Here is an 11,911-nt window from a genome sequence, read left to right as displayed (position 1 = left end):
GCCTAGCCGCGGCCCGCGGTGCGGAGCGCGGGAGTTCCGGCGCCGCGGCCGGCGGCGCCGCGGGTGGCGTACCAGACGGTGGCGATCACCAGCACGCAGCCGGCGTACTGCGTCGCCGTGGGCCGCTCGCCGAGGAACGCGACGGCGGTGGCGATGGCGAGCACCGGCTGCAGCAGGAGCAGCGCCGCCCCGGTGGCCGGGGCGAGCCGGGGCAGCGCGGGGGTGATGAGGAGCAGGGCGAGGACCTGGCCGAGCGTGGCCAGCGCGGCCAGCCAGCCGAGGGCGGCGGGCTCGGGCATCGGATCGATACCGGTCCACAGCGCGCCGAGGACGCCGGAGGCGACGGCGGCGGAGAACGTCGCGGTGCACACCGGCACGGCGATGTGCCGGCGGGGAGGGGAGTGGGGGGCCGCATCGAGGGCTGGGTTCCGGTAGGAGGTTGTGCGGGGGTGGGTGCCTGCCAGGCGGGTGAGGAAGAGGTAGGCGGCGAAGGCGACGCCGGCGGCGGTGCCGTAGAGGATGCCGGTGACGGGGTTGCTGCCCGGTTCCGGGTTGCCGATTGCGCCGCCCGCGAGCGCCACCCCGGCGAGCAGCACCGGCGCCGTGAGCCAGAAGCCGCGCGGCAGCGGCGTACGGGTCAGCAGGCGGGCCAGCAGCGGGAAGACGATCACCTGGATGTTGAGCAGCACGGTCGCGATGGACGCCCCGACGTCCCTGATGCTGGCCGCCCAGAACACGAAGTCGACGCCGAGCAGCAGCCCCGCCGCCAGGTCCGTGAGCACCGGGCGCCGGGCCCGGGGGCCGAGGCGGCGGAGTTCGACGGCCGCCAGCGGGGCGAGCAGCAGCAGTGCGAGCAGGCAGCGCAGGAAGGCGGCGGTGCCGGCGTTCACGTCGGAGAGCTTCACGAAGATCGCCGACAGCGAGATGCACGCCGAGCCGCCGATGACCATCGTCGCCGGGGTGGCCAGCCGGGTCAGGAGGCCCTGGGCGAGCCCGTGGTCGTGGTCCCCGGCGGCGGAGCTGGCGGCCGGTCGGCTTTCGAACGGTATGTCGCCCTGGCTGTCCCGGCTCTCCCCGTCGACTCGCATGCTCCTCACTCTGCCTGCCCGCTCCCCCAAGAAAAAGCGATGATTCGTTAGCCGCAAGCGTTAGCATCACTTTGTGTTCAGCCTGGAGCGCCTCCGCGCCCTCGACGCCGTCGCCGTCCACGGCACCATCGCCCGTGCCGCCGAGTCGCTGCACGTCACCGCCTCCGGCGTCTCGCAGCAGCTCGCCAAGCTGGAGCGCGAGTCCGGGCACCGGCTGCTGGAGCCGTACGGGCGCAGCGTCCGCCTCACCCACGCCGGCCAGGTGCTCGCCGCGCATGCGGCCCGGGTGTGTGCGCAGGTCGCCGAGGCCGAGGCGGATCTCGCCGATCTGCAGGACGAGATCCTCGGCCCGTTGCGCCTCGGCGGCGTCGGCAGTTCGCTGCGTGCGCTGCTGCCCGAGGTGCTGACCGCCCTCACCGCCTCCCATCCGCGGCTGGCCCCCACCGTCGTCGACGGCGAGGTCGTCGAGCTGGTGCCCAGGCTGGTCGGCGGGGAGCTGGATCTGCTGCTCATCGAGAGCTGGAGCAGCCGGCCGATCCGGTTGCCGCAGGGGCTGGCAGTGCGGACGCTGGTGGTCGAGGACGTGCAGTTGGCGGTGCCGGACGCCCATCCGCTGGCCGGCCGCGAGCGCGTCGGCCTCGCCGAGCTGGGTGATCTCGCCCATCCGACCGGGGCGGCGGTGTGGGCGAGTTGTCCGGTCGGCACCGAGCCGTACGAAGGGCTGACGCAGGCGCTGCGCGAGGTGGGTCTGGAGCCGGAGGTGCGGTACCAGGTGACGGAGTACGCCACGCTGCTTGCCCTCGTGCGGGGCGGGTTGTGCGTGTCGCTCGTACCGGAGATGGCGCAGCGGCCGTGCCCGCCCGGGGTGCGGTTCCTGCCCGTGCGGCCGTCGGTGCGGCGTACGGTGCAGGCCGCGTGGCGGTCCCGGGGCGAGAGTCCGGCCGTACGGGCGTGTGTCGCCGCCCTCGCCGAGGCAGGGCAGGCGGAGGCGACCCGGGCGGAGCCCGCGGCGGGCGGATGACCTGCGGAACCTGTCGGTGGCCCGTGCGAGGATCAGCGTACGGAGCACAGCCACTGGAGGACCGATGTTCGCGATACCCCTGGGTGACGACGGCGCCGAGCTGCGGCCGCTGGAGCCGTGGCAGGCCGAGGAGTTCCTCGCCCACATCGATCGCGGTCGCGAGTTCATCGGCCGCCACATCGGCCTCTCCGACGCCGCCGCCGACCTCGACTCCGCCCGCGCCTGGCTCCAGTCGTACGCCGACAAGACCGCCTCCGACTCCGGCCGCCTCTACGGGATCTGGCTCGACGGCCTCCTCGTCGGCGGCGTCCTCTTCCGCGTCTTCGACGCGCAGCAGCGCACCTGCGAGGCGGGTTGCTGGCTGGAGCCCGCGGCGGCCGGCCGCGGGCTGGTCACGCGCGCCGCACGCGTGATCATCAATTGGGCGGTGCACGAGCGCGGCGTGGAGCGGGTGGAGTGGCTCGTGTCCGCGAAGAACACCCCGAGCATCAAGGTCGCCCAGCGCCTCGGCATGAGCCGCGACGCGGTGCTGCGCGCGAAGCACCCCTATCGGGGGGTGCGGCAGGACACGGAGGTGTGGTCGGTGCTGGCGTCCGAGTGGGGCAAGGGGCAGGAGGCGTAGGGGGTTCCTGCTCGTACGGGCCGTCCCCCCGCCGGTCCGCCCCGCCCTCGCGCCGTCAGTCCGCCGTGCCGCCCGTACCCGCCGTCTCCAGCAGGACCGGCAGCTTGCGCATGTCGTCGAAGAGCACGGTGTCCGGCCCCGCCAGCCAGTCGGCCGGTGACAGCCCGCCGGTGAAGCCGTACGCGCGCATGCCCGCGGCGCGCGCCGCCTGGACGCCGTAGCGGCTGTCCTCCACCACCGCGCATCCCCGCGGCGCGTAGCCCATCTCCCGTGCCGCGTGCAGGAAGAGGTCGGGCGCGGGTTTGCCGCGGCCGCCGACGTCTGTGGCGGAGTAGATGCGTCCGGCGAAGCGGTCGTACAGACCGGTCCGGCCGAGGGTGCGGCGCATCCGCTCGTGCCCGCCGCTGGATGCGACGCAGGTGGGCAGGCCGGCGGCGGCGATGGCGTCGAGCGCGTCGACGACGCCGGGTACGGCTTCGAGGCGGTCGAGGCCGGCGAAGAACTCCTCGTAGTAGCGGGTGCGCCAGGTCTCGTCGGTGCCCGGGCCGAGGCGTTCGACGACCATGGCGCCGACGGATTCCTGGGACTTGCCCATGAAGAGTTCGACGGCGTCGGCTTCGGTGAGCGGCCAGCCGAGTTCCGCCCCCACGGTGACCTGCGCGGCGGCGGCGATGCGCTCGGAGTCGACGAGGACTCCGTCGCAGTCGAGTATCACGAGTTCGATGGCTCCGGGCATGGTCACGAGGCTAGCCGAGCCGCGCCGCTACGGGCCGGGCGGCCGGAGCCCAGGGGGCCGGCGGCCCTCTGGGCGTCAGCGGGTGCCGGGGACGACGAGGCCCGTTTCGTACGCCATGACCACCGCCTGCGTACGGTCCCGCAGCCCGAGCTTCGCCAGTAGCCGGCTGACGTGCGTCTTCACCGTCTCCTCGCCGACGTGCAGGCGGGCCGCGAGTTCGGGGTTGGACAGGCCCTCGGCGAGGAGCCGCAGCACCTCCGTCTCGCGCGGCGTCAGCGCGGCCAGCGGCGCCGCCGCCCCGTCCCGTTCCGGCCGCGCCGCGCGCAGCCGCGCGAACTCGGCGATCAGCCGCCGCGTGACCCCCGGCGCCAGCAGCGCCTCGCCGGCCGCGACCACGCGCACCGCGTCGAAGAGCCGCTCCGCCGTGACGTCCTTGAGCAGGAAGCCGCTGGCGCCGGCGGCGAGGGCGTCGTAGACGTACTCGTCGAGGTCGAAGGTGGTGAGGATCAGCACCTTCGGGTGCGGCGGCTCCGCGGTGAGGCGGGCGGTGGCCTCGATGCCGTCGACGCCGGGCATGCGGACGTCCATGAGCACGACGTCGGGCCGCCGGGCGCGGCAGACGCGGACCGCGTCGGCGCCGTCGTGTGCGGTGCCGACGACGTCGAAGTCGGGCTGGGTGGCGAGGAGTCCGGCGAAGCCGGCGCGTACGACCTCGTGGTCGTCGGCGACGACGACGCGCACGGTGTCCGTGTCCGCGGGGCCGGTCATGCGGCGGTTTCCTCCCTGCTCGTACGGGTGTGTGCGGGGAGCGTCGCTTCGAGGAGGAAGCCGCCGCCCGCGGCGGGGCCGCTGCGGAGCCGGCCGCCGACGGCGGCGGTGCGTTCGCGCATGCCGGGCAGCCCGTGTCCGCCGTCCGCGGGGCCGGGGCCGGGGCCGTGGCCGGGCCCCGGGCCGGGGCCGTTGTCGCGGATGCGCAGGCGCAGGGCGACGTCGGTGTAGTGGAGTTCGACGTCGACGGCGGCGCCGGGGGCGTGCCGGCGGGCGTTGGTGAGGGCTTCCTGCACGATGCGGTACGCGGTGAGTTCGATGCCCGTGCCGAGGGGGCGTACGGTGCCGCTGACGATGAGCCGGACGGCGGCGCCCGCGGCGTCGCGGGCGCCGTCGAGGAGTTCGTTGAGCTGGGCGAGGCCGGGCGGGGGGCGGCGTTCCGCGGGGGCGGCGCCGGCGTCTTCGCGCAGTACTCCGAGGAGGCGGCGCATCTCGGTGAGGGCGGTGCGGGCGGTGTCGCCGATGTCGCGGAGCTTGCGGGCGCCTTCGTCGGGGAGGCCGGGGGTGGTGAGGCGGGCGGTTTCCGCCTGCACGGAGATCATCGAGATGTGGTGGGCGACGACGTCGTGGAGTTCGCGCGCGATGCGGGCGCGTTCGCCGCGGGCGGCGTGTTCGTAGAGGGTGTGCGCGATGGCGCGTTCGGTGGCGTTGTGGGCGGCGGCGGTGCTGCGGGCGCGGCGGGCGAGGCCGGTGGCGGTGGCGGCGGCGAGGAGGACGGCGGCGGCCACGGCGAGCAGCCGGCCGGCGGCGTCGAGCCGGCCGCCTTCGGTGGCGCCGGGGTCGCCGACCGCGTAGCCGGCGCCCGGCAGCACGAGGAGGACGGCGAGGGTGCGGGCGCGGCGGGTGCCGTGGCGGGCGAGGCGGTGCAGGAGGAGCGCCTGGGCGGCGACGCCGGCGGCGACGGGGGCGCCGAGGAGGGCGGCGAGCGGGGCGTTCGCGGCGGTGGTGAGGACGGCGGCGGGGGTGGGGTGGGTGCGCAGGAGTGCGACGGGGGCGGTGGCGCCGAAGGCGAGGAGCAGGGCGGCGGTGAGGCGGTCGCCGGCGCCGGCGCGCAGGACGGTGTCGACGGCGGCGAGGAGGGCGAGGAGCGCGGCGGCGGCGACGGGCCCGTCGGGGGAGGAGGCGAGGCGGCGGAACGGGGGAGCCGGGACGCGGCGGGCGGTCGTGCGGTCCGCGTCGGCCGTACGGTCGGCGTCCTCCGCGTACGTACCCTCCGCCCCGCGCGTCACGCCCGTACCCCCCGTCCACTCCCCCCGTGCTCCCTTCACCCCGCCATTGTCCCTGCGTACGCCCCTTCCGGCGTCCCTCCCGCCCTGGACGATCGCGTCCCCCGCACGAGCTACCCCGCCGCCCGCAAGACTCCTCCCCCGCGTGACGACCGGCCCGCCGCCCGGTTCGTAGCCTCCTCACCATGGCAGCGTCAGAAGCAACCATCGAGGTCCGGGAGCTGCGCAAGCGCTTCGGTCCCGTCGCCGCCGTGGACGGCCTGTCGTTCACGGTCGTGCCCGGTCAGGTCACCGGGTTCGTCGGCCCCAACGGGGCCGGGAAGTCCACCACCATGCGCATCGTCCTGGGCCTCGACGCCCCGGACGCGGGCAGCGCGCTGGTCGGGGGCCGCCCGTACGCGGCGCTGCGCCGCCCGCTGCAGCACGTGGGTGCCGCGCTGGACGCGGCGGCCGTGCACCCCAGCCGGCGCGGGCGCGACCACCTGCTGTGGCTGGCGCACTCGCACGGGCTGCCGCCGCGCCGCGTCGACGAGTTGCTGGAACAGGTGGGTCTGGCATCGGCCGGGCGGCGGCGGGCCGGCGGCTACTCGCTGGGGATGCGCCAGCGCCTCGGCATCGCCGCCGCGCTCCTCGGCGACCCGCCGGTGCTGCTCTTCGACGAGCCGGTCAACGGCCTGGATCCGGAGGGCATCCGCTGGATACGCGGCTTTCTGCGCCGGCTGGCGGTGGAGGGCCGGGCGGTGCTCGTCTCCAGCCATCTGATGAGCGAACTGGAGGACACCGCGGACCACCTCGTGGTCATCGGCCGCGGCCGGCTCGTCGCGGACATGCCGGTCGCCGAGGTGCTGGCCGCGGCGTCCGGTGGCAGGGTCGCGCTGCGTACGGGGGCGCGGGAGCGGGCGATGACGGTGCTGGCGGCGGCGGGGGCGACGGTGGCGGCGACGGGCCGGGAGTCGCTGACGGTGTCGGGGCTGCCGGCGGAGCGGGTGGCGGAGCTGCTGGGCGCGGAGGCGGTGCCGTTCTCGGAACTGGCGGCGCACCGGGCGTCGCTGGAGGAGGCGTACATGGAACTGACGCGCGGCGAGGCTGAGTTCGCCGCCGGCCCGGAGGGGGAGGGTCCGCTGTGAGTACGGGTATCGGTTCCGGTACGGGGACGGGTGTGGACTCGGGTGCGGACTCGGGCGTCGGCGCCGGTTCGGGGGCGCGGGCGGGTGCCGGGGGTGTGGCTCCGTACCGCTCGAAGCTGCCGCCCGCGCGTGCCGGCTTCTGGCAGTTGCTGCGCGCCGAGTTCACGAAGCTGCGCAGTGTCGACCGGTGGCTGCTCACGCTGCTTGCGGGTGTGGTCGTGACGGTGCTGGTGTCGCTGGTGTCGGCGGGCGGCAGCGAGACGGCCACGTCCGACGACGGCGGTGGCTCCGGTACGGAAGCGGCGGCGCGGGTCGCCGACTCGTTCCGCTTCGTGCACCGGCCGCTGGCCGGCGACGGCAGCGTGACCGCGCGCGTGACGGACCTGACCCCGGGGGAGGGCACGGACGCGCCGTGGGCGAAGGCCGGTGTGATCGTGAAGGCGGGTACGGAGCCGGGGAGTCCGTACGTGGCGCTGATGCGCACGGCGGGGCACGGGGTGCGGCTGCAGTACGGGTTCGAGCACGACGTCGCCGGCGGCGCCGTGGCCGGAGACGCGCCGGTGTGGCTGCGGCTGACACGCGAGGGCGACCGGCTGACCGGCTACGAGTCCGCCGACGGCGAACGCTGGCGCGAGGTCGGCAGCGTGCCCGCGGCCGGGCTGCCGGACACGGCGCGGGCGGGGCTGTTCGTGGCGGCGCCGGAGACGGTGCGGGTGGAGCGGTCGTTCGGGTCGCTGAGCATCGGGGCGGGGCCGAGTGCGGCGACGGGGGTGTTCGACAACGTACGTCTCGAAGGGGGCGGTTCCGGCGGCGCGGGGAGCATTGAGGCGCGTACGGACTGGCGGGACGAGGCCGTGGGGCCGGCGTCCGGCCCGGCGGCGGCGAACGGCCCGGCCGGCGGCACCGAGCGCGTCGGCGGCACGTTCACCGTCACGGGCTCCGGCGACATCGGCCCGCTCCTGCCCGCCGGTGACCTGACGTGGATGAGCCTGGCGGGGGCGCAGGTCGGGCTGATCGCTTTCGCGGCGCTGGGCGTGCTGTTCATCACCGCCGAGTACAAGCGCGGCATGATCCGTACGACGTTCACCGCCGGGCCGCGCCGCGGGCGGGTGCTGGCGGCGAAGGGCGCGGTGCTCGCGGCGGTGGCGTTCGCGGCGGGGCTGGCGGCGGCGGTGCTGTCGTTCCTGGTGGGGCAGCATGCGTTGCGGGCGGGCGGGCACCGGCCGCCGCAGTTCCCTGAGGTGTCGCTGGCCGAAGGGCCTGCGCTGCGGGCGGTGGTGGGCACGGGGCTGCTGCTGGCGCTGGTCGCGCTGTTGGCGCTGGGGCTCGGGGCGCTGCTGCGGCACACGGCGGCGGCGGTGACGATCGTGGTGGTGCTGTTCGTGCTGCCGCTGGTGCTGGGCGGGGGGCTGCCGCTGGGGGCGGTGGAGTGGCTGTTCCGGGTGACGCCGGTGGCGGGGTTCGGGGTGCAGAGCACGACGCCGCGGTACGAGCAGGTGGAGACGGTGTGCCTGCCGGAGGACGGGTGCATGCCGCAGGGGCCGTGGGCGGGGCTCGGGGTGCTGGCGGTGTGGGCGGCGGGGGCGCTGGCCCTGGCGGCGTGGCGGCTGCGGCGGCGCGATGCGTGAGGGAGGACTGGGACGGCGGGGGCGGCGGCAAGTGACCGGGGCGCGGGTGGCGTTCGGGGGCGTACGGGACGCGGGGTACGCGGCGCGGGCGGAGTGGACCAAGCTGCGCACCGTCCCCAGCACCTGGTGGCTCCTCCTCGCCGTCGCCGCCGTCACCGCGGCGGTCGGCGCGGGCGCGGTCAGCGGGCTGTCCACGGCGCACTGCCCGCCGGCGGGCTGCCGCGAGGACGTCGTGAAGACCAGCCTGGTGGGCGTCTGGGCCGGGCAGGCGGCGGTGGCGGTGCTCGCGTCGCTGGCGTTCACGGCGGAGTACGGCACGGGCACGATCCGTACGACGCTGACCGCCGTACCCGGCCGGCTGCGGGTACTTGCCGCGAAGTCCGCGGTGGTCGGCGCCGCGGTGCTGGTCGCGGGCGGCGCGGGAGTTCTGGGCGCGCTGCTCGCGGGGCGGGTGCTGGTGCCGGCGGGCTTCACCGCGTACGACCTGGGGGCGGGGCCGGTGCTGCGGGCCGGCTTCGGGACGGCGCTGTACCTGGTGCTGGTCGCGCTGCTGGCGCTGGGCCTGGGCGCGGCGCTGCGCGACACGGCGGGTGCGGTCGCGGCGTGCCTGGGGGTGCTGTACGCGTCGCCGCTGGTCGCGGGGATGCTGTCGGATCCGGAGTGGGCCGAGCGGTTGCAGCGCTACGGGCCGGCGTCGGCGGGTCTCGCGGTGCAGTCGACGGTGGACACGGCGGAGTTGCCGATCGGACCGTGGGCGGGGCTCGGGGTACTGGCGGCGTGGTCGGCTGCGGCGCTGGCACTGGGCGCGGCGGTGCTGCACCGCCGCGACGCGTGAGACGGGGCCGAGCCCCGGACGCCCGGAACCCGCGTCGCCAATCCCGGCCGCGTGCCCGGCCCGTACGAGCCCGGCCGTCACCTTCACCCCGTCATCCCCGCCCCGTCACGCCGACACCCCCTCCAGGAACCCCGTCACCGCCTCCCCGAACTCCTCCGGCGCCTCCGACCACGGCAGGTGTCCCGCCCCGGCCAGCACCACCCGCTCCACCCGCGGCAACGCCGCCACCAGCGAATCCACCGCCGTCCGCGGCCGGATGTCCGCCTCCCCGTCCACCACCAGCACCGGCACCTCCAACTCCGCACACCCGCCGCGCAGTCCGGCCGACCCCAGCTCCTTCCCCTCCTCGGCGACGAGCGCCGTGTTCGCCTCGGCGTTCACCCCGAAGAAGGGCGTCGCCATCCGCTCGGCCTCCGCCACCGCCCGCGGACCCGCCGGCGGTACGAAGTCCGCCGACCACTGCAGTACGCACGCCTCCCGCTCCTCCGCCGTACCCCGGCCGCCGCCCCGCGCCGCCCGGGCCCACAGCTCCCGCAGCCGCGGCCCCCGGGTGCCGAGCGCGGCGTCGAGGTTCCCGAGGAACGCGGGGCGCCAGGTCTCCTGCGGGTCGATGCCGGTGCCCGACACGTAGACCAGCCCGCTCACCCGCTCCGGGTGCGCCAGCGCGTACCGCAGGGCGAGGCTCGCACCCCACGAGTGCCCGAGGAGCACGGGCCGCGCCAGCCCGAAGTGCGCCCGTACGGCGTCGAGATCGGCGATCGCGCGCGCCATCGTGAACGGCCCGTCCCGGCCCTCCGACCGCCCGCACCCGCGCTGGTCCCACCGGTACGCGGTCGCCGCCCCGGCCAGCAGCTCCGCCACGTCCCCGAGGGTGTCCCACAGCCCCGGCCCGCCGTGGCAGAACACCACCGGCACCGCGCCGTCCCCCTGCCGCGCGGCCCACAGCCGCGCCCCGTCCCCGGCGGCCACGACCCTGCCGCCCGTCCGTCCCGTGCCCTCACCGCCCATCTCCGCACGTTATCCCCGCCGTTGTCCCGGCCCGCTACCTCCCCCGCAGTGCCCGCCCCAGCAGCCGCACCCCCTCGGTCACGGAGTCGGGGTGGCTCGCCGCGTAGCCGAGGACCAGGCCGGGCGGGCCGGGACGGAGGCGGTGCCAGGACAGGGGCTGCACCTTGACGCCGCAACTGAGCGCCGCCGCCGCCAACTCCGTATCGGTCACCCCTGCCAACCCCGCATCGGCTCTCCCCGCCAGCCCCGCGCCGAACGCCTCTGCCGCCGCTTCCCCACCCGGCCCGCGCCCGCCGTCCATCCCGCGTCCGCCACCCGTCCCGCGCCCGCCGTCAGTCCCGCGTCCCCCGTCCGTCCCGCCTTTCCCGTACGAACCGGAGCTGCCCGCCCCCTCGAACGTCACCGTCAGATGCAGCCCCGCCGCCGCCCCGTGCACCACCGCGCCCGGCAGGTGCTCCGCGATCGCCGCGATCATCGCGTCCCGCCGCCGCCGGTGCCGCCCGCGGAGCAGCCGCAGGTGCCGCTCCAGCTCCCCCGACTCCATCAGCCGCGCCAGCACGAGCTGCGGCAGCACCGCGTTGCCCAGGTCGGTGAAGCGCTTGGCGTTCACCAGCGCGTCCCGGTACCCCGGCGGCGGCACCACCCAGCCCACCCGCAGCGCCGGCGCCAGCAGCTTCGAGACGCTGCCCATGTAGCAGACGCGCTCCGCGAGCATCGCCCGCAGCGCGGGCACCGGCGGCCGGTCGTAGCGGTGCTCGGCGTCGTAGTCGTCTTCGAGCACGAGCCCGCCGCCGTCCTCCGCCCAGCGCAGCAGCTCGCGGCGGCGCTCGCCGCTGAGCACCGCCCCGGTCGGGAACTGGTGCGCCGGGGTGAGCAGCACCGCACGTGAGCCGGTGGCGCGTAGCGCGTCGACACGTATGCCGTCGGCGTCGACCGGCACCGGGAGGATGTCCAGCCCGCCGTTCTCCAGATGCTGGCGCGTGCCGAGCGAACCGGGGTCCTCCACCGCCACCGCCCCCACGCCGTCGGCGCGCAGCACCGGGTGCAGCAGGGTGAGCGCCTGGGCGGTGCCGGCGACGATGACGACATCGTCGGGGTCCGCACGGATGCCCCGGTTCCGGGCGAGCCAGCCGGCGACGGCCCGGCGCAGCGCGGGAGTGCCGTGCGGGTCGCCGTAGCCGAGGTCGGCGGCGGACAACTCGGCAAGGACGGCCCGCTCGGCGCGCAGCCACGCGGCGCGCGGGAACGCGGCGAGGTCCGGCAGCCCGGGGGTGAGGTCGATCGACGCCGGGGCGGCGCGGAGGACTTCGAACGCCTCGGGCCCGGGCGCGGCGGGGAAGAACACGGCCGGCTGCTCCTGCCCGGCCGCCCGGGGGCCGGGACCCGCGTCCACGGGGGCCGCGACCACCACCGTGCCCCCGCGCCGCCGCCCCTCGACGTGCCCGTCCTCCGTCAGCCGCCGGTACGCCTCCGTGACCACCCCGCGCGACACCCGCAGCTCCGCCGCCAGCACCCGCGTCGGCGGCAGCCGGCCGCCCACCGCCAGCCGGCCGTCCGCGATCGCCTCCCGCAGCCGCCACGCCAGCCAGTCCGCCATCCCGCCCGCCGGTGCGTCCCCGACGTCGAGCTGCAGGAAATCCGACCCGTACGCTTTGGACCTCTCGGAGGCCGTCTTCTCCACCCCGTTCATGGAGCCATCGTGGCACGGCCCACTGACAACGCCCCGCCGAAGTCCGTTGCCCCAGCTCGGACCGGGTTCCTCAGCCGGCGCCTCACGCCGTACGCACCCGTG

At 76.4% G+C, this 11,911-nt stretch carries 11 protein-coding genes; 5 read left to right on the top strand and 6 right to left on the bottom strand.

Annotated elements, in window-relative coordinates; translation table 11 throughout:
- Positions 1-2: 2 nt before the first annotated feature.
- Positions 3-1,088 carry a DMT family transporter gene (locus OG946_RS17345; protein WP_326796995.1) on the bottom strand — a complete coding sequence of 362 codons (1,086 nt, stop codon included), beginning with the start codon at positions 1,086-1,088 and terminating at the stop codon, positions 3-5.
- A 73-nt stretch (positions 1,089-1,161) separates the two neighbouring features.
- Between OG946_RS17345 and OG946_RS17340 the strand changes: the two genes are divergently transcribed.
- Together OG946_RS17340 and OG946_RS17335 are read left to right on the top strand one after the other, a co-directional pair.
- The gene (locus OG946_RS17340; protein ID WP_326796994.1) at positions 1,162-2,109 is read left to right on the top strand and encodes a LysR family transcriptional regulator; all 948 of its coding nucleotides are present in this window, start codon (positions 1,162-1,164) and stop codon (positions 2,107-2,109) included.
- A 64-nt stretch (positions 2,110-2,173) separates the two neighbouring features.
- Positions 2,174-2,731 carry a GNAT family N-acetyltransferase gene (locus OG946_RS17335; protein ID WP_326796993.1) on the top strand — a complete coding sequence of 186 codons (558 nt, stop codon included), beginning with the start codon at positions 2,174-2,176 and terminating at the stop codon, positions 2,729-2,731.
- Between the two features lie 55 nt (positions 2,732-2,786).
- On the opposite strand, the gene OG946_RS17330 is transcribed toward OG946_RS17335, so the two are convergent.
- From OG946_RS17330 to OG946_RS17320, 3 genes are all read right to left on the bottom strand, one after another.
- Positions 2,787-3,467 (bottom strand): HAD family hydrolase, encoded by a 681-nt coding sequence (locus OG946_RS17330; RefSeq protein ID WP_326796992.1) that lies wholly within the window; start codon positions 3,465-3,467, stop codon positions 2,787-2,789.
- Positions 3,468-3,542: 75 nt separating this feature from the next.
- On the bottom strand, positions 3,543-4,235 hold the full coding sequence (locus OG946_RS17325) for a response regulator transcription factor (protein ID WP_326796991.1): 693 nt from the start codon (positions 4,233-4,235) through the stop codon (positions 3,543-3,545).
- Positions 4,232-5,524, bottom strand: coding sequence for a sensor histidine kinase (locus tag OG946_RS17320; RefSeq protein WP_442814627.1), 1,293 nt, complete (start codon positions 5,522-5,524; stop codon positions 4,232-4,234). Before OG946_RS17320 ends, OG946_RS17325 begins: the two co-directional genes overlap by 4 nt.
- Before the next feature lie 182 nt (positions 5,525-5,706).
- On the opposite strand from OG946_RS17320, the gene OG946_RS17315 reads away from it, so the two are divergent.
- From OG946_RS17315 to OG946_RS17305, 3 genes are read left to right on the top strand one after another with little or no spacing between them, the layout of a single operon-like run.
- Positions 5,707-6,648 (top strand): ABC transporter ATP-binding protein, encoded by a 942-nt coding sequence (locus tag OG946_RS17315; RefSeq protein ID WP_326796989.1) that lies wholly within the window; start codon positions 5,707-5,709, stop codon positions 6,646-6,648.
- Positions 6,645-8,276: an ABC transporter permease subunit gene (locus OG946_RS17310; RefSeq protein ID WP_326796988.1), complete on the top strand. Its 1,632-nt coding sequence runs from the start codon at positions 6,645-6,647 to the stop codon at positions 8,274-8,276. The genes OG946_RS17315 and OG946_RS17310 overlap by 4 nt, the downstream gene beginning before the upstream one ends.
- Before the next feature lie 31 nt (positions 8,277-8,307).
- Entirely contained in the window at positions 8,308-9,111 is an 804-nt protein-coding gene (locus OG946_RS17305; RefSeq protein ID WP_326796987.1) for an ABC transporter permease subunit, read from the top strand.
- A gap of 105 nt (positions 9,112-9,216) precedes the next feature.
- Here OG946_RS17305 and OG946_RS17300 read toward each other — a convergent pair whose 3' ends face one another.
- On the bottom strand, positions 9,217-10,119 hold the full coding sequence (locus tag OG946_RS17300; protein WP_326796986.1) for an alpha/beta fold hydrolase: 903 nt from the start codon (positions 10,117-10,119) through the stop codon (positions 9,217-9,219).
- A 34-nt stretch (positions 10,120-10,153) separates the two neighbouring features.
- Positions 10,154-11,809, bottom strand: coding sequence for a MocR-like pyridoxine biosynthesis transcription factor PdxR (gene pdxR, locus OG946_RS17295; RefSeq protein WP_326796985.1), 1,656 nt, complete (start codon positions 11,807-11,809; stop codon positions 10,154-10,156).
- Positions 11,810-11,911: the final 102 nt, after the last annotated feature.

Source organism: Streptomyces sp. NBC_01808 (assembly GCF_035917395.1).
GTDB lineage: Bacteria > Actinomycetota > Actinomycetes > Streptomycetales > Streptomycetaceae > Streptomyces.
Note: the sequence above shows the minus strand (reverse complement) of the source record. Positions and strands in the feature narration are given on the sequence as shown.